General features: G+C 37.3%; 27 protein-coding genes. 12 read left to right on the top strand and 15 right to left on the bottom strand.

Going from position 1 to position 24891, the window contains the following annotated elements:
• Positions 1-78: 78 nt before the first annotated feature.
• The 5 genes from phoU to AC1Q6O_RS11540 all read right to left on the bottom strand — a co-directional run bounded on the left by phoU (position 79) and on the right by AC1Q6O_RS11540 (position 4463).
• Complete coding sequence (gene phoU, locus AC1Q6O_RS11560; protein WP_008178334.1) at positions 79-738, bottom strand: phosphate signaling complex protein PhoU; 660 nt, start codon at positions 736-738, stop codon at positions 79-81.
• Positions 739-751: 13 nt separating this feature from the next.
• Positions 752-1585, bottom strand: coding sequence for a phosphate ABC transporter ATP-binding protein PstB (gene pstB, locus AC1Q6O_RS11555; protein ID WP_008178335.1), 834 nt, complete (start codon positions 1583-1585; stop codon positions 752-754).
• 12 nt (positions 1586-1597) lie between these two features.
• Positions 1598-2476 carry a phosphate ABC transporter permease PstA gene (gene pstA / locus AC1Q6O_RS11550; RefSeq protein ID WP_036127097.1) on the bottom strand — a complete coding sequence of 293 codons (879 nt, stop codon included), beginning with the start codon at positions 2474-2476 and terminating at the stop codon, positions 1598-1600.
• Complete coding sequence (gene pstC / locus AC1Q6O_RS11545; protein WP_008178337.1) at positions 2477-3424, bottom strand: phosphate ABC transporter permease subunit PstC; 948 nt, start codon at positions 3422-3424, stop codon at positions 2477-2479.
• A gap of 64 nt (positions 3425-3488) precedes the next feature.
• A complete protein-coding gene (locus AC1Q6O_RS11540) occupies positions 3489-4463 on the bottom strand; it encodes a PstS family phosphate ABC transporter substrate-binding protein (protein ID WP_031416968.1) in 975 nt (324 codons plus the stop codon).
• Between the two features lie 505 nt (positions 4464-4968).
• On the opposite strand from AC1Q6O_RS11540, the gene AC1Q6O_RS11535 reads away from it, so the two are divergent.
• A complete protein-coding gene (locus AC1Q6O_RS11535) occupies positions 4969-5172 on the top strand; it encodes a hypothetical protein (RefSeq protein WP_342530001.1) in 204 nt (67 codons plus the stop codon).
• A gap of 31 nt (positions 5173-5203) precedes the next feature.
• On the opposite strand, the gene AC1Q6O_RS11530 is transcribed toward AC1Q6O_RS11535, so the two are convergent.
• The 4 genes from AC1Q6O_RS11530 to AC1Q6O_RS11515 all read right to left on the bottom strand — a co-directional run bounded on the left by AC1Q6O_RS11530 (position 5204) and on the right by AC1Q6O_RS11515 (position 10604).
• Positions 5204-7408 (bottom strand): peptidoglycan D,D-transpeptidase FtsI family protein, encoded by a 2205-nt coding sequence (locus tag AC1Q6O_RS11530; protein ID WP_008178340.1) that lies wholly within the window; start codon positions 7406-7408, stop codon positions 5204-5206.
• A gap of 238 nt (positions 7409-7646) precedes the next feature.
• Positions 7647-8252 carry a superoxide dismutase gene (locus AC1Q6O_RS11525; RefSeq protein WP_008178341.1) on the bottom strand — a complete coding sequence of 202 codons (606 nt, stop codon included), beginning with the start codon at positions 8250-8252 and terminating at the stop codon, positions 7647-7649.
• A gap of 174 nt (positions 8253-8426) precedes the next feature.
• Positions 8427-8906 (bottom strand): DUF456 domain-containing protein, encoded by a 480-nt coding sequence (locus tag AC1Q6O_RS11520; protein WP_492401237.1) that lies wholly within the window; start codon positions 8904-8906, stop codon positions 8427-8429.
• A 66-nt stretch (positions 8907-8972) separates the two neighbouring features.
• Positions 8973-10604: a Na/Pi cotransporter family protein gene (locus AC1Q6O_RS11515; RefSeq protein WP_036127105.1), complete on the bottom strand. Its 1632-nt coding sequence runs from the start codon at positions 10602-10604 to the stop codon at positions 8973-8975.
• A gap of 194 nt (positions 10605-10798) precedes the next feature.
• Between AC1Q6O_RS11515 and AC1Q6O_RS11510 the strand changes: the two genes are divergently transcribed.
• The 4 genes from AC1Q6O_RS11510 to AC1Q6O_RS11495 all read left to right on the top strand — a co-directional run bounded on the left by AC1Q6O_RS11510 (position 10799) and on the right by AC1Q6O_RS11495 (position 13508).
• Positions 10799-11317 carry a DUF1189 family protein gene (locus AC1Q6O_RS11510; protein ID WP_008178344.1) on the top strand — a complete coding sequence of 173 codons (519 nt, stop codon included), beginning with the start codon at positions 10799-10801 and terminating at the stop codon, positions 11315-11317.
• Between the two features lie 52 nt (positions 11318-11369).
• Positions 11370-11711: a hypothetical protein gene (locus AC1Q6O_RS11505; RefSeq protein ID WP_008178345.1), complete on the top strand. Its 342-nt coding sequence runs from the start codon at positions 11370-11372 to the stop codon at positions 11709-11711.
• Between the two features lie 96 nt (positions 11712-11807).
• Positions 11808-12923, top strand: a complete 1116-nt coding sequence (gene ispG / locus AC1Q6O_RS11500; protein ID WP_008178346.1) for a flavodoxin-dependent (E)-4-hydroxy-3-methylbut-2-enyl-diphosphate synthase — start codon at positions 11808-11810, stop codon at positions 12921-12923.
• Between the two features lie 12 nt (positions 12924-12935).
• Positions 12936-13508 (top strand): 5' nucleotidase, NT5C type, encoded by a 573-nt coding sequence (locus AC1Q6O_RS11495; protein WP_008178348.1) that lies wholly within the window; start codon positions 12936-12938, stop codon positions 13506-13508.
• Between the two features lie 122 nt (positions 13509-13630).
• Here the strand turns inward: AC1Q6O_RS11495 and AC1Q6O_RS11490 are convergent, their stop codons facing one another.
• A complete protein-coding gene (locus tag AC1Q6O_RS11490) occupies positions 13631-13759 on the bottom strand; it encodes a hypothetical protein (RefSeq protein ID WP_008178349.1) in 129 nt (42 codons plus the stop codon).
• A 197-nt stretch (positions 13760-13956) separates the two neighbouring features.
• Between AC1Q6O_RS11490 and AC1Q6O_RS11485 the strand changes: the two genes are divergently transcribed.
• The 6 genes from AC1Q6O_RS11485 to AC1Q6O_RS11460 all read left to right on the top strand — a co-directional run bounded on the left by AC1Q6O_RS11485 (position 13957) and on the right by AC1Q6O_RS11460 (position 18453).
• The gene (locus tag AC1Q6O_RS11485; RefSeq protein ID WP_239355467.1) at positions 13957-14448 is read left to right on the top strand and encodes a hypothetical protein; all 492 of its coding nucleotides are present in this window, start codon (positions 13957-13959) and stop codon (positions 14446-14448) included.
• A gap of 142 nt (positions 14449-14590) precedes the next feature.
• Entirely contained in the window at positions 14591-14995 is a 405-nt protein-coding gene (locus AC1Q6O_RS11480) for a MerR family transcriptional regulator (protein ID WP_307723792.1), read from the top strand.
• A 32-nt stretch (positions 14996-15027) separates the two neighbouring features.
• On the top strand, positions 15028-16368 hold the full coding sequence (locus AC1Q6O_RS11475) for a hemolysin family protein (RefSeq protein WP_008178355.1): 1341 nt from the start codon (positions 15028-15030) through the stop codon (positions 16366-16368).
• A gap of 97 nt (positions 16369-16465) precedes the next feature.
• Complete coding sequence (locus tag AC1Q6O_RS11470) at positions 16466-16870, top strand: hypothetical protein (RefSeq protein WP_239355459.1); 405 nt, start codon at positions 16466-16468, stop codon at positions 16868-16870.
• Positions 16871-16999: 129 nt separating this feature from the next.
• Positions 17000-17449 (top strand): helix-turn-helix transcriptional regulator, encoded by a 450-nt coding sequence (locus tag AC1Q6O_RS11465; RefSeq protein WP_239355460.1) that lies wholly within the window; start codon positions 17000-17002, stop codon positions 17447-17449.
• A gap of 269 nt (positions 17450-17718) precedes the next feature.
• Positions 17719-18453, top strand: a complete 735-nt coding sequence (locus AC1Q6O_RS11460) for a metallophosphoesterase (protein WP_008178362.1) — start codon at positions 17719-17721, stop codon at positions 18451-18453.
• 16 nt (positions 18454-18469) lie between these two features.
• Here the strand turns inward: AC1Q6O_RS11460 and cyoE are convergent, their stop codons facing one another.
• The 5 genes from cyoE to AC1Q6O_RS11435 form a co-directional block, all read right to left on the bottom strand.
• Positions 18470-19420 (bottom strand): heme o synthase, encoded by a 951-nt coding sequence (gene cyoE, locus AC1Q6O_RS11455; RefSeq protein WP_036127120.1) that lies wholly within the window; start codon positions 19418-19420, stop codon positions 18470-18472.
• A 280-nt stretch (positions 19421-19700) separates the two neighbouring features.
• Positions 19701-20351 (bottom strand): alpha/beta hydrolase, encoded by a 651-nt coding sequence (locus AC1Q6O_RS11450; RefSeq protein ID WP_089986123.1) that lies wholly within the window; start codon positions 20349-20351, stop codon positions 19701-19703.
• Between the two features lie 39 nt (positions 20352-20390).
• Positions 20391-20948 carry a hypothetical protein gene (locus AC1Q6O_RS11445; protein ID WP_492401234.1) on the bottom strand — a complete coding sequence of 186 codons (558 nt, stop codon included), beginning with the start codon at positions 20946-20948 and terminating at the stop codon, positions 20391-20393.
• A 140-nt stretch (positions 20949-21088) separates the two neighbouring features.
• On the bottom strand, positions 21089-21790 hold the full coding sequence (locus AC1Q6O_RS11440) for a tetratricopeptide repeat protein (protein WP_008178368.1): 702 nt from the start codon (positions 21788-21790) through the stop codon (positions 21089-21091).
• Between the two features lie 96 nt (positions 21791-21886).
• Positions 21887-22366 (bottom strand): thioredoxin family protein, encoded by a 480-nt coding sequence (locus AC1Q6O_RS11435; RefSeq protein WP_492401232.1) that lies wholly within the window; start codon positions 22364-22366, stop codon positions 21887-21889.
• A gap of 193 nt (positions 22367-22559) precedes the next feature.
• Here AC1Q6O_RS11435 and AC1Q6O_RS11430 point away from each other — a divergent pair, with 193 nt between their 5' ends.
• The gene (locus AC1Q6O_RS11430) at positions 22560-24854 is read left to right on the top strand and encodes a YhgE/Pip domain-containing protein (RefSeq protein WP_492401230.1); all 2295 of its coding nucleotides are present in this window, start codon (positions 22560-22562) and stop codon (positions 24852-24854) included.
• The last annotated feature ends 37 nt before the right edge of the window (positions 24855-24891 follow it).

Here is a 24891-nt window from a genome sequence, read left to right as displayed (position 1 = left end):
TAAAGCGTGTGAAATTTTACTGATCGTAAAATTTCACACGCTTTTTAATTTAGAGGTGGGTTTTGTCCCAGCCTCTTCCTAATTATTTAATTCATAATGCTTGCCTTTCACTAAGTAAAAAAGGTGTTCAGCGATATTAGTAGCATGATCGGCAGAACGCTCTAAATATCGGCAAATAAATGTTAGATGAGTAATTTGAGAAATATGTGCGGGGTCTTCAACGCCTGCACGTAGCAAGAGTGTAACCGTAGCTCCATATAAATCATCCACATAATCATCTAGTTCAGCGATTTCTTTAGCACGAACAGTATCTTCCTCTGTAAAGGCCTTCATGATGCTCTCTAGCATTTCTACAGTTTTATTGCACATCGTTTGTAGATTTGTCATAGGGAACACAATCGGTTCTTTTCCAATTCGAATCGCTTCTTTGGCGATATTCACCGCATAATCGCCCACTCTTTCCATATCTGCTGCTGCTTTCACAAGGACCATGAGACGACGTAAATCGGTTGCTACAGGTTGTTGTTTAGCAATCATAAGGATTACATGGTCATTTATTTCTTCTTCAAGCCGGTTTATGATTAAATCGTCTTCAAGTATTTTCAAAGCTTTTTCTAAATTCTGTTCCACTAACGCCTCAAAGGACGTTTTTAAGGCGAAAATACTGCTATTGGCAAGTGCCATAAATTGCCCCTGAACTTCTTTTAACTCCTGTTCAAAACGTTCACGTACTACCATCGATTGCTCCTCCTTAGCCGAAACGTCCTGAAATATAATCTTCCGTACGTTGATCTGATGGTGTTTGGAAGATGATATCTGTTTTATCGTATTCTACAACTTCTCCACTCAGGAAGAACGCTGTACGATCAGAGATACGTGCAGCTTGCTGCATATTATGGGTCACAATGATAATGGAATAGTCTTTTTTCAACTCTTGCACAAGCTCTTCCACTTTTAGTGTAGAAATAGGGTCTAATGCAGATGTTGGCTCATCCATTAGAATGACATCTGGTTCAATCGCTAAGCATCTTGCAATACAAATACGCTGTTGCTGACCACCAGATAAACCGTAGGCATTTTGATTTAAACGATCTTTGACCTCATCCCAAATGGCAGCCCCTCTCAGAGACTTTTCAACTATTTCATCTAAAATCTTTTTATTTTTAATGCCATGAATTCTTGGTCCGTACGCAATATTATCATAAATAGATTTTGGGAACGGATTTGGCTTTTGGAACACCATTCCTACGCGTGTTCTTAATTCCTCTACCGTATAGTTTTTATTTAAAATATTACGCTCACGGTATAAAATTTCACCAGATGTACGAACGCTAGGAACAAGCTCTACCATTCTGTTTAATGTTTTTAAATACGTAGATTTACCACAGCCAGAAGGCCCGATAATTGCCGTCACTTCATTTTCATAAATACTTAAATTAATATCTTTTAGGCCTTGATGATCACCGTACCATAAATTCAAGTTACGTGTATCATAAACAATATTTTTCGCTATATCAGCGGAAGATTTCGTCGTCGCTTGATTCAATTTGACAATTGTTTTTTCCTCTTTAAAATCCAGTACCATAAGGTCACCTCATTAATAACGTTTTTGGAATTTATTTCGAATAAAGATGGCAATAGAGTTCATCAATAGAAGAACAGTCATAAGCACTAAAATACCAGCTGCGGCCACATACTGAAATGCTTCTTGCGGACGTTTTGCCCAATCATAGATTTGCATCGGTAGGGCTGTGAATTGGCTTAGTAAACCATTCGGTAAAAATTGTAAAATAACTGGAATTCCGATGACAACAAGTGGCGCTGTCTCCCCAATGGCACGGGACATAGCCAAAATACTTCCTGTCAAAATACCAGGAATAGCGGCTGGAAGAACCACTCGTAAAATTGTTTGCCATTTTGTTGCGCCCATCCCATATGAAGCTTCACGTTGTTCATTGGGTACTGCACGAATGGCCTCCTGTGCCGCTACAATAATGACAGGTAAAATTAATAAACTCATTGTTAAGCCAGCAGCTAAAACACTTTTGCCTAGTCCCATCATGCGTACAAAAATAGTTAAACCTAGTAATCCAAAAACGATGGAAGGTACACCTGCTAGATTTGAGATATTCATACGAATAAAGTCGTTAATTCTATTTTTCTTGGCATATTCCTCTAAATAGATTGCCGTACCTACACCTAAAATAATGGATACTGGCGCTACAACTGCCATTAACCACAGTGAACCTATTAGGGCCGCTTTGACACCTGCTTTATCTGCAAAACGTGATGCAAAATTCATTAAGAAATCAATATTTAAATAATCAATTCCTTGTGTCACAATGCGGTAAAGCAAAATAGCTAAGGTAACAAGCGCAAACGTAGTAGCTAAGAAAAATAAGGTTTTCCAAACTTTATTGAATGTAATACGCTTTGTCATTCGTTTCATGACGACTGTGTCATCCATATAGCGCATCTAGTAAACCTCCCTGAAGCGTTTCGAAATATAGTGTGCAAGTAAATTCATTACTAGCGTAAAGATGAATAGTGTAAATCCAACAGAATAGATTGAGTAGTAAATAGTTGTTCCATAACCTGCATCACCTGTTGAAACTTGTACGATGTATGCTGTCATTGTTTGGATAGAATCCGTAACATTGAGATCAAATTTCGGTGTTGATCCGCCTGCAAGCGAAACAATCATCGTTTCTCCAATTGCCCGGGAAATAGCTAATACTATAGATGCGATAATGCCGGAAAGTGCAGCAGGTAGTACTACTTTAATCGCTACCTCAAATTTTGTTGCACCTAGAGCTAAAGCCCCTTCGCGCATACTATTGGGTACCGATGACATGGCATCCTCAGATAGAGAAGTGATCATTGGTAAAATCATAATCCCTACAACAATCCCTGGGCTCAGTGCATTAAATAATTTAAGTCCAGGCACAATTTCTTGTAATAAAGGTGTGACAAACGTTAAAGCAAAGAAGCCGTAAACGATCGTCGGTACACCCGCTAAAACTTCTAAAATAGGTTTCACGGTACGTCTTGTTTTTTCACTTGCATATTCACTTAAATAGATAGCTGAAGCAATTCCAAATGGTACGGCTACTACAACTGCAATAAGTGTCACTTTTAATGTACCAGCGATTAACGGCAAAATCCCAAACAACGGTTCATTCCCTGAAAACGGTAACCACTTCGTTCCAAACAGGAAATCCGTTATCGACACACGTTTAAAGAATTCAAACGTTTCAAAAATAAGGGTGAAAACAATGCCAAATGTCGTTAAAATAGAGATAATTGCTGCAGAAAATAATAGAGCTGGCATTGCTTTTTCCACTATTTTCTTAGTTTTATGATTGCGCGAATTTGCAATTAATTGCTGCACAGATGATGTCTTATTTTCCTTTTGAGAAACCATTGGGAGCTCCTTTCAAATAAGGGAGGGAAAGAGCATACATCTCTTTCCCTCTATGCATGTCTACTTATTTTAAGCCTTCTAAAGTTTTTAAGCCTTCAGTATATTTTTCTTCAGGTAAACGAACATAGCCAACAGCTTCAGCCATATCACCTGCGTTTTCTAATGTAAATTTAATGAAATCATATGCCGCTTCATTATCTTTCATAGCACTATTTTTCACATATGTGAATAATGGGCGTGAAAGTGGCGTATATTCGCCTGCTTCAATTGTTTCATTATTTGGCTCTACACCATTTACTTTGACAATGTTTAATTTATCTTTATTTTCTAGATAGTAAGCATAACCGAAGAATCCGATAGCGTTTTTGTCACCTGATACACCTTGAACTAGCATATTATCATCCTCTGATAGTGTTGCTGAGCTTACTAGATCCGCTCCATCTAAAATGATTTCATCAAAGTAATCGTATGTGCCTGAATCAGTACCTGGTGAATAGTAAACGATTTTCTCATCTGGCCAAGATGGATCAATGTCAGACCATTTTTTCTCTTTCCCATCTTCAATCCAAATCTTTTGTAATTGTTCTACTGTTAAATCTTTCGCCCAATCATTTTCTGGATTCACGACTACTGATAAACCATCATATGCTAGAGCTAGCTCGGTATAATCAATACCAGCTTCTCCTAGTTTCGCTTTCTCTTCATCTTTTATATTACGAGATGCATTTGAAAAGTCTGTTTCACCTGCGATGAATTTTTCAAAACCACCACCTGTACCAGAAACCCCCACTGATACTTTGACATCTGGTTGTGCGCCTGCATACTCTTCAACAACTGCCTCAATAATTGGTGCAACTGTTGATGAGCCATCTCCAGCTACAGAGCCTTGTAGCTTTTCATCAGCAGCTTCTTGTCCTGAACTAGCTGGTGCGTTCGTTTCAGTATTGTTTCCATTTTGTGCAGAATCGCTACCACATGCACCTAGCATTAATGCAGAACCCATTACTGCTGTCATCGTTAAGTACTTCCACTTTTTCATCTCATTTGCCTCCGTCATGAACTGTTTTATAGTTATTTGTCTTACAATCTTTACTATAATGACTGATTGTTGAAGTCGTATAAACGGTTCGTAAAAGAGATGTAAAGGAATGTAATGCTTTGTAAACGATTGTAAAGACGCATTTACAATTAATCTTCGCTTTGTCATAGCTGTGCCCACATTTTGCATTTTTTCCTACTTACATCTGCACCCACATCCAATGAAAGCGATCAATCCATACACTTCTATGTTTGAGGGAAGCGACCTTCTGAGTGTAGAGAGGTTAGAATTTGATTCTTATTTGAAAGATGCTATAATAATCAATTGTGTCAGGAATTACTTTATCTTGATTCAGTAAAAGTTTTTGTACCAACATATAAGCTAGGTATACCCCCTTTCTACAGAAGGGAAAGATAAAGCCTTCAGAGGATGTCACAGATTTTCAACGAGAAGATATGGACATTATATTGGTAAGGCGTAATGAATGAGGAGTTTGACCTTTGTCATGAAACATGCAAACGTACAAAATGCCGATTATTTTAAAACCTATCTATCACTAATCATGGAACATCGAGAATTTACACTTCAAGAGGCGATTGATTTTATGGTAGCTTCTTATTTCTATCATAATTTAGAGCTGTATGGCGTAAAACCAAGAGAGCAATTTGAATTAGCCATCCGCCAGTTATCTGTGTCCATAAAAAAATAACCGCTAGGCATCCCAATGCCTAGCGGTTTTCTTATTCTTGCTCATCCTCACCAATTTTTTCCTCTGTAATAGCTGGTAAAATTGGCTGATTCACTTTACTATCTGTTACTTTTTCAGCCTCATATTTTGCTTTTAATTCGAAGTACTTATCTAGAGAGCGTCTAGCAATAAGGTTGTTATTGACTAAATGTTGATTCATATTAGTTGTTGCCCAAGGAATAACAACTGCATAAGCAATTTCAGGGTTTTCATATGGCGCAAAGCCAACATGTGTTAAGTTAATCGTATTTGTACCAAAGTGTTCGCGCAATGGACCATAATAAACTACCTCTGCAGTACCTGTTTTCCCTGCTGCAGTAAATGGAGCATTTGAAAATTGTCCACGAGCTGTACCATATGATCCAGTATATACACGACGTAGCCCTTGTTTAACATAGTCAATCTCTTCTTTAGGATTATCTATTTGATTAAGAATAGTTGGTCCTATTTCAGTCACTAATTGTCCTAGTTGCTTGCCATCCTGTGATGGATCACGAACTTCTTTCACAACATGTGGCTGAATACGGTAGCCACCATTAGCAATTGTTGAAATATATTGTGCTAATTGTAAAGGAGTATAAGTGTCATACTGACCAATCGCTAAGTCTAGTGTTTTACCACCCATCGTTGGACCTGATGGACCACGTACCCCACCAAATTCATTCGGCAAATCAATGCCTGTTTTCACACCAAGCCCAAATTGAGCATAATTATTACGCATTCTCGGGAATGTATCATCCTTTAAACGTAATGGCATCCCATAGCTGTAAGGTGTTCTATTAATCAATAGTGCAATTTTAAACATATAGGAGTTAGAAGAGCGTTCCAGCGCCATTAAATCATTCATTGGAACATAGCCACTACGGTTAAAAATCGAACTTTTAAAATCCGTACCTGCTAATTTAATCGGTTCATCTCCCATAGAAGTGCCCATCGAGATAACGTCTTGATTGTACCCCGTAAGAACTGTTGCTGCCTTAACAGATGAACCTGCCTCATAAGCTGTCGTAAATGTTCCGTATCCGTAATCAACAATTTCACTTTTCCCTGTTTCAGGATTCTTTTCTATTTTCTTACCGACCATAGATAGTACATCCCCTGTATTAGGGTCCATCATAATTAAAAAGGCACGATCTAATAAATACGATCCAGGAAGAGCTTTTAAATTAAGCAGTTCTTCTTCTACAATTTTTTCCGTTTCAGCCTGTAGCTCACTATCCAGTGATAAAATTAAATCTTTACCAGGCTCACCTTCATAAGTTGTAATAGTATCGACTACCTGCCCTTTTTTATTGGTAATATTTTTGACAACTGTTTTTTGACCTTGTAGTAGCTCTTCATATTGCGCCTCAATATAACTTTCCCCTACTCGATCATTTCGTGAATAATCACGGGCTAAATAATAATTCAGCTTCTCTTTTGGTATCCCTTTTGTTGGGACAGTTGTACGGCCAAGAATGGATAGAGAAGATAATTTTACGCGTTTCCAATCTGTCGTTGTGTTAACTCCTGGCAGTTCCGTTAAACGCTCGGAGACACGTGCAAATTCTTCTGCAGAGACATTTTCACTTTTTATAATTTGAGGTGATAAATTATAACCAGATGTCATCTCTCTAAAGATTGCTAATACTTCTAAATCCTTCTCTGACAATTGCAAAAGTTCTTCATTCGTAATGCGTTCACGTACTAGTTTATCAACCTCTGCATTGATTTGACTTGTCGTAATATTTTCTTTTGCTCGAATTTCAGCTTCTTCTGCCTTTGTCACTTTGTCGTAGGCTGCGTCATGATTTTTAATAATCCAAAAATCTTGTTTATCACGCAACGTGACGCGTTTCGTTGGTTGTTCAATTAATTGTGCCAGCTTTTCAGCTATATTTAGCATTTCATCTGTTGTAGTCGTTTGCATTTTCGTATACGTAATCGCATTTTCCGGGTGATTATCTACTAAAATACGACCGTAACGATCATACATTCTACCCCTAGGCACACTCGTATTGACAGGAACTTCTTCTGTACTCTCTAAAAGTCGTACATACTCTTCCCCTTTCACGATTTGCATATAACCTAGTCTAAAAATCAACATTGAAAATACGATAAATATTGCAAAGAAAAGGATATTCATACGAAATGTTAAATTAGAGTGATGTTTTGCTTTAACACTCGCTGCGCGATTTTTCCCTGGTGCTTTGCGCATATGTATTCCCCTCCTTATATTTTTTCATTTCAATACACGATACTTAGTATACCATTCGTAGGTTTGACAGGAAAGCATGCACTTGACAATTATTACGGAAAACATCATTTATTTGACGGCATCTAAAGTGGAAAGGTTGCCCTTTTTGTTCTATCCATTTCTTTTGCACTTTTATCTAATAAAAAAAGGCTATGCCTTAGTGATTTCTCACCTTAGCATAGCCATCTCTATTCAATCATTATTTAGCAGCTTGGAATTTAGCTTCAACTACATCCCAGTTTACTACGTTCCAGAATCCGCCGATGTAATCTGGACGACGGTTTTGGTAGTTTAAGTAGTATGCGTGCTCCCAAACATCTAAGCCTAGAATTGGTTTTTTACCTTCCATTACTGGAGAGTCTTGGTTAGGAGTAGAAGTAACAGCAACTGAGTCACCATCCACGATTAACCATGCCCAACCTGAACCGAAGCGAGTTGTAGCAGCTTTTGCAAATTCTTCTTTGAACGCATCAAAAGAACCGAATTTCGCATCAATTGCTTTTGCAACTTCGCCAACTGGAGTATTAGAACCGCCTGGAGCGATTACTTCCCAGAATAGTGTATGGTTAGCATGTCCGCCACCGTTGTTGCGTACAGCAGTTTGTTTATCAGCTGGAAGAGCATCAAGGTTTGCGATTAAGTCGTTAATGTCTTTTTCTGCAAATTCAGTGCCTTCTACTGCTGCGTTTAAGTTTGTTACATAAGTATTGTGGTGTTTAGAATGGTGAATTTCCATTGTTTTTGCATCGATATGTGGTTCTAATGCGTCGTAAGCGTAAGTTAATTGTGGTAATTCGTAAGCCATTGTTAAGTTCCTCCCTAAAATAAGAAATATTTAGTACATCAATAGATTATCAAAATTGGTCAAACCATTCAATGAAAAATACTTCATTTAGAAGATTTCAGCCTTTTGACTGAAAAACCAATACGTTTACTATCTTACCCGGTTGTGCCATTCATTAAACCTCACATGTAAACATTAAATCGCGATAAAAAATACAATGATCATCACGATTTGAATGACAGCCTTTGCAATAGTAGAAGTTAAAAAGCCTACTAATGAGCCAATACCACTTTTCACAGCCTCACTAAATGTTCGCTTCTCTACAATTAATTCAGCGATAACTGCCCCTAAAAATGGACCAAGTAAAATCCCAGCCACAGGGATGACAAATGGGCCGATTAATAATCCAATAGTACTTCCCCACATTCCGGCATTGGAGCCGCCAAACTTTTTAATGCCAAATGCATTGGCCAATGTGTCCGCACCAAATAACAGCACTACAAATAATAGTTCAATTACCCAGAACCACCAGCTTAACTCAGCGAAGGAGAAAAATAAGCCATATAGCAGGAATCCTCCGACTAAAAATAAGACACCTGGTATAATCGGATAGACTAAACCAACAAATGAAATAATAAAGCAGGCCATTACTAAAATCCAGCCAACAACTTCCATAAAGTTTCTCTCCTTTTTCGTACATTGACTTTCATACGGACAAACAAAGTGAAAGGTTTCACTTTGTTAATGGCGAATACCTAAAATTGAATCTGCAATATTAACCGCATGGTCACCAATACGTTCCAGATTACTTACAATGTCCATATAGACAATCCCTGCCGCTCCACTACATTCATTCGTATTCAAACGTGCAATATGTTTCTGACGAAGTTTATCCTCCATATCGTCTATCAAACTTTCAAGCTCTGTCACCTCTTGAGCTAAACTTAAGCTCGCCGTATCTAAAGCCTCTATGCTTTTACGGACAGCCTCTATAGCTAAACTAAACATGCCAATTAAATCTTGGCGTGCCGATTTACTTAAGCTCACTTCATGATGATCCTTGTATTGTAAAAGCTCTAATATATTCTCAAAGTGATCACCAATACGTTCGAAGTCTCGCACATTTGTTAATAATGTATGATGTCTGACTGAGTCTGCACGAGATAAGGGCTGCTTAGACACCATTACTAAATAATCGGTAATTTCATTATCTAGATGATTAAGGCCGGCCTCTAATTGTAAAACTGTAGGAATATGTTCGGCTTCCCCTGATTTCATATATAGAAATGTTTCTTCTAAGCCTCGTAAAGCATGCTCACCCATTCGTAATACTTCCTCTTTGGCTTGGCCAAGTGCTATCGCTGGGGAGGAATCAATAAAAGAAGGATCTAAATGCTTAGTTGTGACATTGATATGCCCATCATGTCCTGGTATCAATTTCGTAACTAATGCTGCCAATCCTGCAATAAAGGGAAGTTGAATCATCATATTAAATACATTAAATGAGCCGTGAGCAATTGCAATTTGCATACGAGGCTCTAAATGAAATAAACCACTGACCCATTGAACATATTGCATAAATGGGGTGAAAAAAATCATGAAAATAATTGTACCGATCACATTAAAAAGTACATGTGCAGCGGCTGCCCGTTTTGCATAAATAGAAGCGCCCAGTGACGCTAATACCGCCGTAATCGTCGTACCAATATTTTCACCAAATAAAATCGGTAAGGCATTGTTCAATCCGATCAAATGCTCAGCATATAAGCCTTGAAGCACACCAACTGTGGCCGTAGAGCTTTGTACAAGCAAGGTAAAAACGGTACCTAAAAATATACCTAAAATGGGTTGATTACTTAAATGAAGCGTTAGAGATGCAAAATCTGCCAGTTGATGTAGTGACTGCATACTTGCACTCATTAGCTCTAGCCCTAAAAATAAGCCACCAAAGCCAAATATAATTTGACCAATATGTTGATATGTTGCTTTTTTTAAGAAAAATAAACAGCCTGCCCCGATTGCTAATAAGGGATAAAAATAGATACCAATATTAATACCAATAATGAATGCTGTAATGGTTGTACCAATATTTGCTCCCATAATTACGCCGATTGCTTGACGTAACGTTAAAAATCCGGCACTCACTAACCCAACAGTAATGACTGTCGTTGCAGAGCTTGACTGAATGCAAATTGTTACAAATATGCCTACTAAAACTCCCATGATAGGGTTAGTTGTAAAGCGATTTAACCATTCGCGTAATCGATCATCCGCTGATTTTTGAAGCCCATCACCCATAAATTTAATGGAAAATAAAAAGACTCCTAACCCACCTAAAAACTGAAAGAGTATGCTTTGCCAATCTATTGTCAATTGTTTTCGCTCCAATTCCTACGTCTCTACTACTCTATTTCTAATCTTTAATTGATTACAAACAAAAAGTAAAGAAATCCTTTAATTTCTTTACATAATGTTAACATTTTATCATCAAGTCTCCCTTCATTCATACTTCTTTCATACCCTATGCTCTTTGAACATGTTAATATATTGTTTGGAGGAGATATAGTATGAAACACTCACAGCTATTTATCGATAGTCTCATTCATCCAAAAAAACTAGCAGCCTATCGTTTACTACCTATTGGAAAAGTTATTCAATATACTTTTCTACTCATTACCCTTGTAACTGTATTCTCTTTAGGTAGATTTGCAGCGGGTATGTCTGTTGATACGATTGATATGAACAGTTTAAATGGTTTAACTGAATACATAGATGGCATTAAATGGCTCTTATATCCGTTTACGTTCTTAATGCTTTTTGTCTTTACAACCATGCTGATTTTTGCACAAATTGCTCTCTATGCCTTAGCCGGTTTATTTATCTTAAAAGTGATGAAACGTCGTGGTGAATACCGTCATATTTGGCGGACAACAACGTTTGCCATTACGTGGGCAACATTATTGTCGATGCTAGCAGAATATTTACCGATTAACAGTACGATTATCTCTGTTTTTTCTTTATTATTGACGATCGTTCTATTAATTGTGGCCTTTACAAAATATCCAAAACAACCAATTTCAAAATAATGTGCATGAATCCCACCTCTTCTAAATATAGTGTAGAAAAGGAGGGATTTTTTTGCGGGCATTCATCTTAACAGCTATCATTATCGTCATCGCTTTTGTCGTAAAAGTAGATTTAACTGAGGGTTCGATCCCCCTTGCTGGTTTACAAACCAAAAGTACTAATGGCCAATGTGAACAGCAACGTGAGCCAAATTATATCACCGTACAAACTATTGAAGGAGATACCATTCATAGTTTATTTGCCTTACACCCTGCAAAAGTTCCTATGACATTCCCAGAACGCTTACAATTATTTTACAACTTAAACCCACACTTACAATTACAGGAATTGATTCCCGGTGGAAATATTAAGCTTCCTCTTACGTTTGAATTCGAAAACAAATGCGGAAAATGAAAAGTTAGCGTTTCTTCCTTGTCCTTATTTTCTTACACTGCTAAAATAAATGACAGTGACGGCTGAAAATAGTGGCCCGAAAAGGAGAGAAAGTTAATGAGTGAAATTTGTCACCGTACAAATACACGTCCTGTACGTGTCGGTAACTTAACAATTGGTGGTAGTAATGAATTATTCATTCAAAGTATGTGTACAACAAAAACACATGATGTAGATGCAACAGTGGCAGAAATTCTTCGACTTGAAGAAGCAGGCTGTCAAATAGTTCGTGTTGCAGTTCCAGATGAGCGTGCTGCAGATGCAATTGCCGAAATCAAAAAACGTATCCATATTCCATTAGTAGCTGATATTCATTTTGACTATAGATTAGCATTAAAAGCCATTGAAAATGGTATCGATAAAGTACGTATTAACCCAGGTAATATTGGTCGTAAAGAAAAAGTGGAGGCTGTCGTGAATGCAGCTAAAGCAAAAGGTATTCCAATTCGTATTGGTGTAAATGCTGGTTCATTAGAGCGTCATATTTTAGAAAAATACGGTTATCCAACTGCTGATGGTATGGTTGAGTCTGCTCTTCACCATATTAAAATTTTAGAAGACTTGGACTTCCACGATATTATTGTATCGATGAAGGCATCTGACGTAAATCTTGCTATTGAAGCCTATGAAAAAGCAGCTAAGGCTTTTAATTATCCGCTACATTTAGGTATTACAGAATCAGGTACACTGTTTGCTGGTACTGTAAAATCAGCGGCTGGACTTGGAGCCATCCTATCAAAAGGAATTGGTAACACATTACGTATTTCACTTTCAGCAGACCCTGTTGAGGAAATAAAAGTAGCACGTGAACTATTAAAATCCTTTGGTCTAGCTTCAAATATGGCAACACTGATCTCTTGTCCAACATGTGGACGCATTGAGATTGATTTAATTTCCATTGCGAATGAAGTAGAAGAATATATTTCTAAATTGAAGGTACCTTTAAAAGTAGCAGTATTAGGCTGTGCGGTAAACGGTCCTGGTGAAGCACGTGAAGCAGATATCGGTATTGCTGGTGCACGAGGTGAGGGCTTGTTATTCATGAAGGGGAAAACTGTTCGTAAAGTCCCTGAAGAAACAATGGTTGAAGAGTTGAAAAAAGAAATTGATAAATTAGCGGCAGAGATGGAAGAAAAGCGCGCAGCAGAAGAAGCACAAAAAGCGAATGCCTAAGGAGGTACTAGCATGAAAAAGCCCCGCTTTGGTATTGATATTGATGGGACTGTAACATGTCCAAGTACACTCATCCCACATATTAATAAACAATATAACGTAAATATTACGCTTGATGATGTTTGTGAGTATGATTTTTTATCAGCCTTTCCGCACCCTGTTGATCGTAGTGCCTTTAACACTTGGTTTAAAGAAAACGAGCCTTATATGTACGAAGTGTCGGAAGTGGCAAAAGATGCAAAAAGCATTCTAACTGCTTGGCAAAATTCTTATGAGCTCTACTATATTTCGGCACGAGGCGAAAATGTAGCAGACATTACAATGAATTGGTTTAAAACTCAGGCTATCCCCTATGATCATATCGAACTTTTAGGTAGCCATGATAAATTAGCAGTTGCTAAAAAGCATCATGTAGAGGCTTTCTTTGAGGATAAGCACGATAATGCGGTTATGCTGGCAGAGGAGCTAAAAATACCTGTCGTGTTATTTGATACGCCTTATAACCGTCTTGCTGTCCCTGACAATGTTGTAAGGGTATATAACTGGCAAGAAGCCAATCAATTTATCACCAATCATTTCAAATAATATACAGGAGAGTCGTGTTCAGATAAAGAACACGACTCTTTTATTTGCCACCAGCGGATGGTAAGGCTTGGAGCAGAAGCCGTTCAAACAAGTTCGTTTGACGATAGACCTGCTTATTTTCACTATACTTCCAGAATTCCTCGTATCCAACGCTCCACAAAGTTTTCAAAGGTAATGCCATAATTATCGTAGACGGCATGATAAACAAAATAAGTTCCTAAACGATCAAGAATTTCATCATTAATTTTCATCACAAACCGCTCCCTTTCTACTTGTTTTTCACCAAATTTTCATACTTCTATACTCCCAAATGACGAACAATCGAGTGGAGGTCGCATCGTTGCAAAACCGTCACAATCTACCGCTTTCATGCCCTTTCTTCATATTTTTCTTTTCGATAAGATAGTAGTAACAACATGCTAGACTGGAGGGACTACTTGTGAAATGGATGACAAAATTAGCTTGTATGACTTGCATCTGCGCACTACTGACCGGCTGTGGTGATCGATTATCAGAAATTAAAGATGCAGCTTCTGGCATCAACACAGCGGCAAACTCCGCGGCTAGTGCAGTAAGTCGAGATGTACATGCTATACGCGCTATAGACATTAACTATAAAGATACATCTTTCACGGTTAATGACCTATTTAAAACTATTTTACGTGACATACGCTGGGATTATGACCCGGAAAAAAATGAGCTACATGTGAGAGGCACTTGGCAACCCCCACTATTTTCTGATCAGCCATGGGATGATGAGTTGAAAGAAAAGCTTGCTGAGTCAGGCATTGTAGACGTTACATGCAAAATAATTGATGATAAAATTGATAGCTCTCAAACTACAACGATCGTTATTTTTAATAATGAAAATCTCTTACAAAAAAATGGTGAAGAAGCACTCCATCACCTATATGATACCTATTTACTGTCAACGCATTAAAAACGATTCTGCCATGATAACTGGCAGAATCGTTTTTTTATAATAAGTCTTACAATTTTGAAATATTAGGTGCTTTTATTTGAATAAAATAAAACCATCACGTTATAATCAAAGTACAACGTGATGGTTTGGAGGTGTTTGCATTGGGACAGAGAAATTAAAAATTGGCGAGCTTGCTGAAAAAACTGGCATTACAAAACGAACAATCGATTATTATACAAACATAGGCTTGTTGGTAGCAGAACGTTCTGCAACAAATTATCGCTACTATGATCCCTTCATGATTGAACGACTTCAATTCATTGAACAGCGCAAACAACAAGGGCTTTCACTCGTTGAAATCCAACATGAATTAAACATCACTCCCTATGAAGAAATTGATGTACAAATGCTTCGTTTAAAAATGCAAGATTTAGAGCATGATGTAGCTTCTCTACTAGAACAAATGAACCAGCAAGATGATAAAAAAATTGAAACTATTAAAAAGAATGTTTCGCCTGAAAGTATTGCATTAATGCAATCCTTACTTTTACTTATTCATAATTAGGAGGTGACGTTCTGTTTTTACAGAACGACTATTTGGATACCATAATAAACTTATCGATTTTTACCATTTTATTAGCTTTAACAGGTTTTTTCGTGGCAACAGAGTTTGCGATTGTAAAGGTTCGTTCCTCAAGACTTGATCAACTTATTGCAGAGGGAAATACAAAAGCCATTGCTGCTAAGCAAGTGGTCAGTCATTTAGATGAATATTTATCTGCCTGTCAATTAGGGATTACAGTAACAGCTCTTGGTATCGGTATGGTTGGTGAAAAAACTTTTGAATTTATGCTACACCCACTATTCGAAATGATCGGAATTTCAGATAAATATATGACGATCTTTACCATTGGTACAGCCTTTGCTATCGCTACATTCTTACATGTTGTTGTCGGCGAATTAGCCCCAAAAACAGCAGCTATTCAAAAAGCGGAAACGATTACTCTACTTTTCGCAAAGCCGATTATGTTCTTCTACAAAATCATGTACCCATTTATTTGGTTCTTGAACGGCTCTGCACGCGTTTTGATTGGTTTTTTCGGTATGAAGCCTGCAAGTGAGCATGAGCTTTCTCATACGGAGGAAGAACTGCGACTATTACTGTCTGAAAGCTTTAAAAGTGGTGAAATCAATAAAACAGAGCTTAAATATGTAAATAACGTCTTTGAGTTTGACGAACGTATTGCTCGTGAAATCATGGTTCCTCGAACAGAAATTGTAGGGATTGAACGAAATGACTCGTTTACAACTATCATCCATCATTTTGCCGCTGAAAAATATACGCGTTACCCTATTTATGATGGCGACCGCGATAATATTTTAGGGTTTATCAATGCAAAGGAATTGTTTACACACGGTTTACTTGAGAAGCTTACAGACGAGACATTAGTCATCGAAGATTTCATTAATCCAGTTATTCGTGTTATTGAAACTATCCCTGTTCAAGAATTACTTGTACGAATGCAAAAAGAACGTATTCATATGGCCATTTTAATGGATGAATATGGTGGGACATCAGGTCTCGTAACCGTTGAAGATATTTTAGAAGAAATTGTTGGTGAAATTCGTGATGAATTTGACGATGATGAAATTGCAGATATTCGAAAAATCACAGAAAACCATTATATATTAAATGCAAAGATGCTTGTTGAAGATGTAGAAAATTTACTAAATATAACATTAGAAGCCGAGGAAGTGGAAACATTAGGTGGTTGGTTCTTATCCGTGAATAATGGGATAAAAGCATCCGCAAATATTGAGCTTGGCTCCTATGTCTTCAGTATTTATGAACAACAAGGACATCAGATACATTATATCGAGGTTCGACCTCTACGAATTAGTGCACCGGCGTCCCTCATTACAAAGGTACAGCCCTAACCTTATTATTTTGAAACCATTTTCGTTATTCCATTATTAGCCATTTCAAGCTATAATGAGAGTAGGAATATGATTCTAGTTTCAGGGGGCTATACACATGACATTATTTAAACTATATCATTCAGATGGTATACACATTATTTCCGACGTAAAAAAACATAAAACAAATATTGAATTAAAAACAATTACAGGCGAAGTATTATATATTATCGTCGTAACAGATGAAAACTACACAGTGTACGACGATCGTTTTGCAGGTGCCTCTAAGCAGTTAAATTCTGTAGAAGCATTTGATATAGATGGCAGTTTCCGTAGCCTAGATTTCGATAATATGCGCGCTTTATTTAAAGAAGCTTTTACAAAGTTATTACAACAAATCGCTGAGTGCGTTCAAAGTAAAGATGAGCTAGTCGATATTGACACACTCCGTCATAAAGTAAGTGCCCAAATAAAAGGCATCCATTTCCGTGTCATTTCTGATACGAAAAAATATGAAATTTAACCTCTCACAGACTGTTCATTTTGGACAGTCTGTTTTCTTTTCACCTCCCTTCCCAGCTAAAACAAAAACATGCTTCTTAACTTTCATGTATAATGGGACTTAATGATCTGAAAAAAAGGGGTGTTTAGAATGAATCGTGAACAATTAATCACACTCATTTCAGAAAAACTGAAATTAATCCGTACTGAAAAAGCTTTTACCCAGGATCAAATGAGTGATTTACTTGGATTATCTAAAAAAACACTTGTCCAAATTGAAAAGGGGCGTATTCTAGCGGGATGGACAACTACTGTTGCCGTCTGTACTTTGTGTCGTGACAGTACTATTTTGCAACACGAGCTAGGCGGTGAACCATTAGAGGTGGTGGATTTGATTGCGAATAATGGAACATTGCAGCCTAAAGATAAAACAATGGGTGGATACATATGGTGGAAAAATATACATGAGCATGGAGGGTTCCGACTTCAGCAAAATATCATTAGCCTTCATTTCCGTATTTTAGACGACAACAATTTTCGTCTAATCTCAACATTTGATGAACAAGTAGCTAAACAAGCATGGAAAAAGCTACAGATGTAACCCTCCGCCATCTACTAGACCTCCTCCTAATGGTAGAAGCAGTATTCCTGCTTCTACTGTTGTTAGTTGTTTGCCCTCCTCCCCCACTTACATCAACACACTCTAGACAAATATATAAAGAAAAGAAATTACTTGTCATATGATAAAGAGAATGGATTCTGTGAAATTTCTATAAAGGATAGATAGTTGAAGTTAGGAAAGTCGAAATTTGCAGAAATATTTTCTATACTTAATAGTAACCGCTGTGATATTGGAAAGGATGCGCATAAATGAATCGAATTCTAGCAATAAGTGATATACACGGAGAATTAGCGCTTTTTGAAGAACTATTACTAAAAGCAAACTATAATCCAGATGAAGATCAACTTTTTTTACTCGGTGATTACATCGACAGAGGTCCAGCTTCAAGCGGTGTGTTAAATTTAGTGAGCGAATTACAAGGAAAAGGAGCACGAGTTCTCCTCGGCAACCATGAAGCCATCATGCTCAATGCATGCCGTTCTGGCCTTGCTAAACCATGGAACCATTGGGTAGGACTTTGTGGGGGGGATGCAACATTAGCAAGCTACGGCTACCAGCTGAACGATTTCGAGGATGCTATTGCTAGCCATACATTGCCTAGCTTTATTAAAACGTTGCCAAAGCTAGAAGAGCATTTACAATTAATTGAAAACTTCGAAACATACATTGAATTAGAGGATGCTATATTTGTACATGGTGGAGTTATACCAGGCGTTGCGATGTCAGAAACAGACCCCATGCAATTACTATGGATCCGAGAAGAATTTCATGCAGGCTATCAAGGAGATAAAACCGTTATCTTTGGACATACACCTACGTATAGACTTCACCATAACCCAACTGATTACAGTGTCTACTTTGGTGAAAACAATATTATCGGTATTGATGGTGGTGCTGTATTTGGTGGACAATTACACGCATTCGAATGGCCAAGTCGTCAAATATTCTCAGTCGAACATAAAAAACCAACAAGTAACGATTAACTTGTTGGTTTTTCTATTAATATAACTTGAAGATAACACCTACTAAAGAGTACACAATAACTGTTGTGAATAATATGGTCATATGGAATAGTGAGAAAACAAACATTTTAGTAGCCCACTTCACTTGATCTTTATTACTATGATAGCCATATATACTCATTACTAGCCATGCAATACTTAATAGTAATGCGACAAGCATAATTCCCACACTTAAGGAACCAAATAAAAAGCTTGATAGAATTAATAAAATTAAATAGAAATTTGTTTGATAATACGTACGGCGCATACCTTTAACAACAGGAAGCATTGGCACACTTGCCGCTTCATAATCTACACGTTTGCGGATTGCAATGGCATAAAAATGCGGCATTTGCCAAATAACCATCACAAAAAATAAACCAAGTATTGCAGGATGTGTAATATCTGTCGATACGGCAGACCAGCCAATTAATGGCGGTACTGCACCACTTATACTACCAATTTCTGTATTATAAATCGTACGACGTTTTGTCCACATTGTGTAAGGGACTACATATAAAAATACTCCTAGTAAACCAAATGCCGCTGCTAATGGTGACGCAAGCGCCAAGACGGCTAATCCGATAATTAACATAGCTATCGCTAATGATAGAGTCGATTTTGCTGACATTTCCCCAGTGACGGTCGGTCTGCTTTGTGTACGAGGCATAATCGCATCGATATCACGGTCATACACATTATTAAAGGCCCCTGCTGCTCCAATGACAAGGGCAGAACCAACTGTTGAAAAAATCATTTCTGGTATATTGTCTATGAACGTCATTTTATTTTTGTACATCCCTAGCGTTAAACCAGCCCACATTGGTATTAAATTAGATTTGATAATTCCTGTTTTGACTGTTTGCGCTAAAATAGTAGAGCGAGACGATTTCCCTCGTGTTGTTCCGGAGGATTGCGGTTTATGCTCCGAGTTCAGATTTTGTTCCATTCATCTTAATTCCTTTTCTCCATAATTTCTGCACGCCACAATCGATAGAAAGCGACAAAATTTGCATCTAGCACATCAAATTATTATTTTACCCCTTTTAGTTCTGTTCTGTCTCTAAGTTCACATAAAGTACATGTTTTTATCTAGTAAAGTACGCTCATTCACAACATCTTCTATGATACCACCGACTGACATGAATTTGAACCTTCTTGCTCGATTCTTATCATTACTATTCAAGAAAAGTAAAAAGCCGAGGCGAATTTTGCCTCGGCTTCTATTATTAAAGATCTCCCTGAAGTTGCTGGGCCAAAAATGCCACTAAATCACGCATATTATCTGGTGTTACCCCATGTCCATCTGGATATTGCTTAAATGTCACAGTAGCCCCAAATTGTTCAAAAACCTCTTTGCTTTCCATTCCCCATTGTGATGGAATAACATAATCATAATCACCATGAGAAATAAAGGCTTGTAAATGTTCAACAGAGCGAATAGAATATTCCTCTGTTACAAATTTAGGTGTATAGCCGCTTAATGCGACAATGCCCGTCACTAAATTCCCCATTACAAAGGCCAGTGATTGTGCTAGTACGGCTCCCTGGCTAAAGCCTAATAAAAATACTTTATGGGGATCAACTTGATATTCGTCAATTGCCTCTAATATAAATCGTTGTAAAGCCACTAATACTTTATCGAAGATAGCACGATCCGGTTGCCCTACCTCTTGAATAGTGAAGAAAGCATAACCTGGTTTTTGTGTAATGGGTCCACGCAAACTAAATATATGACATTGTTCTTGAAAGTCCTGTACTAATTGTGGTAAGTCGTCTTCATTACTTCCCATACCATGCAATAAAAAAATAGCAGGGTATTTTTTTGTAGTGTCCATATTAGTAGGTGGTGTATGTTTAAAAGTAAATGGTGTATTCATGTCTTCAAATTCCTTTCACAGTCAATCTTTGTAACAAAGCTATAGTAATTTTGTTTTATTGATTAATCCATCTGTATGGTAAGCAATATACCCATTGACAACACGAATGGTCTCTAGTGGATCTGCGTCAAAAAGTATTTGTGATTGCTCAGGTGTGGACACCAGAACCGTTAATAAATCCATACGCATAGAATGCCCCGCAGAGCTATATGCATAGTCGTAGATGATCGCTTCCTCTGTCATGCCTTCTGTCTCATATTGTTGATGGAACAATTCCTTTACAGTATCCATTTGCTCTGCTACTTGTTGTCGGATACGCATCTGATGCATCAATAATTCCTCTTCTAAAGTTGAGGGCTTTACCCATTTTTTAGCGTTTAGCATGAACAGGAATTCTTGTTCCCATGCCTGTTCATTCTCAGTAAAGTAGAGCATATTAATCATTAGCATATCCCAGAAATCAACAGCCGAAGTTGCTGAATTTCGTTGCATTGCTATAGTTTCTTTAAAATGTTCTTCTACCTTAGTAATATTCATATTGCGAACTAAATGATTACATACGTTTTCAATAAACTTATTTGCCACTTCTTGTGCCATAAAAAATCCGTCCTTTATATCTACAAATCATTTTTTTCTATCTTATCATACCATGATTGTGAAATATGGCAACGAAGCCCTCTCTATAGACATTTCACAAAAGGATGTCTCCCTTTGTAAAGGAAGACATCCTGAATGAATTACGAGAAAACATAGCTATCCATAGTATCCAACGTATTTTGAATAGCATCTTTCAATGATCGTTGATGTTCACCACAGGAAACTACTGCCTCTTCCAAAGCGATTGCAGCATTCGCCATAAACGGTGCCATTTGCAAATCCTTGGCTAATTGAATAAGAACTAATGCCTTATTCCATTTCCAACGAGGGTTAGTTGGATCTAAATTGATCGCCTGCTCCAAATAACCAAGCGCATCAAAAGGCATCCAGCCAAAGCGATGCATTGTCTGGCCCGTCATTCCCCAGTAGACGGCCTTATTTGGATTTTCCTTAACGGCTTGTTGAAAGCAATGGACACTTTCATTGTATTGATGGGCGAATAAAAACAGCTCTCCTTGAGTAAAGAAGGATTGGGCTTTTTCATTACCTGTTCCTGTCTTTGCTACCTCTTCTAATTGCTTTATATTCATTGCAAATGCTTCTTCATCTTTGATCGCACGTATTCCTACAACCGCATCGGATTCTGGATAGCTTTCGTCCGCACGTTCTGCATGTTGTATTTCTCCATAAAGAGTCGGCTTTGGATAATGAGAGAAATCATACTCTTCTAATAATATTATATATTTTTGCGCAAGGGCTAGTTCCTCTTCATTTGTCACCATTTTTGCAGCTTCATAGCATTTCATTAGCTCGCCATTGTAAAAAAAATCATCCATTGACATTTAAAAATCCCTCCAGTGTATAGCTATTCAGTCTTTTTAGTATACACTACAACATAAAAAGAGACTGATCAAAATGTTGATACAGTCTCCTTAGTATTATTTTTTTAACACTACCGTATTTAAGAAGTTGCGTAAGTCCTCTTCTTTTAGTGCCCCTACAAAACGGTTCACTTCTTTTCCATCTTCAAAACGGATAAACGTTGGTGTTGCTTCAATATGATATTTCTCCCATAAATCTTCATATTCATAGACATTCAATTGAGCAATGTCGACACCTAGTTCAACTGCAATTGGCATTAATTCAGGTGTAAATGCTTGACAGTGTACACAAATCGGGCTGAAGAAATACGCATTCACAGGTTCACCTGCTTTAATCTTTGCCTCTAATTCATCTGGTAACATAATGTTTTGATAGCTTTTGTCATCTAATTGATCAATTGTTTCTTGTTTCAGCTTTTTATCGCCATAAGGGTTGTTTGCGCTCTCTAGTTTACTTTTGTTTGAGACATTGGTAAGCACAATAATTGCTGCAAATAATACAACAATAACGGAACCAATAATTAATAATTTTTTCACTAGAATAGTGACCTCCTTTTTTACACTAAAATCCTAATTTTAGTGTATCCGGATTGATTATAAATTGTTTTGAAAACCTAGTAAACTAATTCGCCTTTAAAAAAAGATATTTCACATTTATAACATAATTTTAAGTATATTTGGGAACATACATATTGAGAGTTCATGCAAAATTTGAACGTGGAGTGATTATATGAAAAACTCGTTTCAGCATGTATTTCAAATTTATACGAAGGATATCCGGAACATTGTCACAAACTGGGTAGTAGCTATCATTGTGGGCGGATTGATTTTTCTTCCTTCACTTTACGCCTGGCTTAATATCTATGCCTCTATGGACCCATACGCCCACACATCCAATATGAAAATCGCTATTGTCAACGAGGATACTGGAACCACCGTTCGAAATGAAGCAATTAATGTTGGAAATGAAGTAATCGAGAATTTAAAAACGAATGAAAGCTTTACGTGGGAGCTTGAAAACGAACAGCAAGCCATGGAGCATTTGAAAAATGGAGATTATTTTGCCATGATCGTTATTCCCAATGACTTTTCGCAAAAGCTCACCTCCATTCTGACAGAGCAACCAACTAAAGCGCATATTGATTATTATGTAAATGAAAAAAAGAATCCGATTGCCCCTAAAATAACAAGTAAAGGAGCAAGTGTCCTTACCCAGCAGGTTTCTAGTGAATTTGTATCAACGGTCAACGGGACGCTATTCTCCATTTTTAATACTATTGGGCTTGAAATGGAACGTGAAATTCCTGATTTTCGAAAATTTGAAAACTATGTCTTTACTATAGAGCAGCATTTACCTGATATCAATTCATTTTTAGCACAGGCTTCTAGCCAAGGGAAGGATGCCGATCAATTACTCAATCGTGCGATCACACAAATTCCACAAGTAGAACAATTAACAACAAATGGTTTGACTACTATTCAAAAAGGTCTAACTCTTGTGAATGAAGCAGATGCTCTGTTTAATGAGCTATCTCCCCTTATTAAAAAGGATGTACAAACTGTCCAAAATATTGCGCAGCACTTCACAGATATTATGAATAAACTCAACAGCATTGATCTTGATTCAGCCTCTATCACCCAAACAAAAGAAGCATTAAAAAATCAATTGTCGACGTCCAAAGAAAACATAACGCATAGTATTCAAACACTTGAGGCGCTACAGAAGTTGATTCAAGCAGATACTTTAACCCGAAATCAGTTGCAGGATTCCTTAGATCGTATCATAGCATCTTTACAGCAAAGTAATGCCCAAGATAATGAACAAATTATTGAACAGCTTACAGCTATACGTGATGCCCTGCAAAATAATCCGACCTTTACCGATTCAACTTTAAACGCCCTAAAAGACTTGCAACAATTAAATACATTACATGCAGATATCCTTACAAAAATTGAACAATTACAGCCCATTGATAAAAACGTCATTCAACAAGATATTACAGCGATTCAAAACATCGCACAAAATGCTACCGCTAATTTACAAAAATTCTTGGTCTACTATAACGATAAATTGGAGCCACAAATTCGCTCAACATTGTCTAGTGCTAAAAGTACATTAACAAGTGCTTCTGCCATGTTGACGGATGTAAAACAATTCATACCTCAGGCAACAGATAAATTGACACAGGCAAAAAATACGTTAGGTACGGCTAATAATGCTCTCCAGAAAATCCAAAGCGAGTTCCCTACTTTAAGTACAAAAATCAAGGACCTAGCGAATAAACTTCGAACTTTAGAAAATGAAGCGGATATTTCAGAGATTGTGCAATTATTAAAGAATGATGTCAATGCCGAGCGTGATTTCTTTGAAGAGCCCATTAAACTAAAGGAACATCGAATTTTCCCTATCGCCAACTACGGAACAGCGATGACACCATTTTACACAGTGCTATCCATTTGGGTCGGTTGTTTATTATTAATTTCACTATTATCCGTAAATCTTCATGAAAATTCACCTTATAGTATCCGTGAAATCTATTTTGGCCGCTTACTAACGTTTGCAACTTTTTCTATTATACAAACCCTCATCATTACGATCGGTGATACCTTTTTAGTTGACGGTTCTATTCAGGCGCCCGCTTACTTTATCTTGTTTGGACTTTTGATTAGCTTAGTATTTGTAACCGTTGTGTATACGTTAGTCTCGGTCTTTGGAAATGTTGGAAAAGCTTTAGCGATTGTGATGCTTGTTTTACAAATTGCGGGCTCTGGTGGGACATATCCTGTGGAATTATTGCCAAAGTTCTTCCAAATCATTAACCCATTTTTGCCTTTTACGTATGCCATTGAAATGATGCGTGAGGCGGTTGGAGGCATTATCTGGTCAACTGTATGGGTAGATCTCATCTTCTTAATTGGTTGCTGGTTCGTCTTTATCCTCTTTGGCTTTTTCTTAAAAAAGTTACTGAGCGAGAAAATAGAACATTTTATGAACAAAACACGCGGTTTAGATATATTTCATTGATTTTCAACTAGGCTCCATGTAAATGTTTATGAGAGCG

The organism is Lysinibacillus sp. GW823-FHT06C08, from assembly GCF_058795135.1.
This window is presented reverse-complemented; position numbering and strand designations above follow the sequence as displayed.

Bases quoted from the DNA above. Each gene is read 5' to 3' on its own strand.
- phoU (WP_008178334.1), bottom strand. From the start codon at position 738: ATGGTAGTACGTGAACGTTTTGAACAGGAGTTAAAAGAAGTTCAGGGG.
- pstB (WP_008178335.1), bottom strand. From the start codon at position 1,585: ATGGTACTGGATTTTAAAGAGGAAAAAACAATTGTCAAATTGAATCAA.
- pstA (WP_036127097.1), bottom strand. From the start codon at position 2,476: ATGCGCTATATGGATGACACAGTCGTCATGAAACGAATGACAAAGCGT.
- pstC (WP_008178337.1), bottom strand. From the start codon at position 3,424: ATGGTTTCTCAAAAGGAAAATAAGACATCATCTGTGCAGCAATTAATT.
- AC1Q6O_RS11540 (WP_031416968.1), bottom strand. From the start codon at position 4,463: ATGAAAAAGTGGAAGTACTTAACGATGACAGCAGTAATGGGTTCTGCA.
- AC1Q6O_RS11535 (WP_342530001.1), top strand. From the start codon at position 4,969: ATGAAACATGCAAACGTACAAAATGCCGATTATTTTAAAACCTATCTA.
- AC1Q6O_RS11530 (WP_008178340.1), bottom strand. From the start codon at position 7,408: ATGCGCAAAGCACCAGGGAAAAATCGCGCAGCGAGTGTTAAAGCAAAA.
- AC1Q6O_RS11525 (WP_008178341.1), bottom strand. From the start codon at position 8,252: ATGGCTTACGAATTACCACAATTAACTTACGCTTACGACGCATTAGAA.
- AC1Q6O_RS11520 (WP_492401237.1), bottom strand. From the start codon at position 8,906: ATGGAAGTTGTTGGCTGGATTTTAGTAATGGCCTGCTTTATTATTTCA.
- AC1Q6O_RS11510 (WP_008178344.1), top strand. From the start codon at position 10,799: ATGAAACACTCACAGCTATTTATCGATAGTCTCATTCATCCAAAAAAA.
- ispG (WP_008178346.1), top strand. From the start codon at position 11,808: ATGAGTGAAATTTGTCACCGTACAAATACACGTCCTGTACGTGTCGGT.
- AC1Q6O_RS11495 (WP_008178348.1), top strand. From the start codon at position 12,936: ATGAAAAAGCCCCGCTTTGGTATTGATATTGATGGGACTGTAACATGT.
- AC1Q6O_RS11490 (WP_008178349.1), bottom strand. From the start codon at position 13,759: ATGAAAATTAATGATGAAATTCTTGATCGTTTAGGAACTTATTTTGTT.
- AC1Q6O_RS11485 (WP_239355467.1), top strand. From the start codon at position 13,957: ATGACAAAATTAGCTTGTATGACTTGCATCTGCGCACTACTGACCGGC.
- AC1Q6O_RS11470 (WP_239355459.1), top strand. From the start codon at position 16,466: ATGACATTATTTAAACTATATCATTCAGATGGTATACACATTATTTCC.
- AC1Q6O_RS11465 (WP_239355460.1), top strand. From the start codon at position 17,000: ATGAATCGTGAACAATTAATCACACTCATTTCAGAAAAACTGAAATTA.
- AC1Q6O_RS11460 (WP_008178362.1), top strand. From the start codon at position 17,719: ATGAATCGAATTCTAGCAATAAGTGATATACACGGAGAATTAGCGCTT.
- cyoE (WP_036127120.1), bottom strand. From the start codon at position 19,420: ATGGAACAAAATCTGAACTCGGAGCATAAACCGCAATCCTCCGGAACA.
- AC1Q6O_RS11450 (WP_089986123.1), bottom strand. From the start codon at position 20,351: ATGAATACACCATTTACTTTTAAACATACACCACCTACTAATATGGAC.
- AC1Q6O_RS11445 (WP_492401234.1), bottom strand. From the start codon at position 20,948: ATGGCACAAGAAGTGGCAAATAAGTTTATTGAAAACGTATGTAATCAT.
- AC1Q6O_RS11440 (WP_008178368.1), bottom strand. From the start codon at position 21,790: ATGTCAATGGATGATTTTTTTTACAATGGCGAGCTAATGAAATGCTAT.
- AC1Q6O_RS11430 (WP_492401230.1), top strand. From the start codon at position 22,560: ATGAAAAACTCGTTTCAGCATGTATTTCAAATTTATACGAAGGATATC.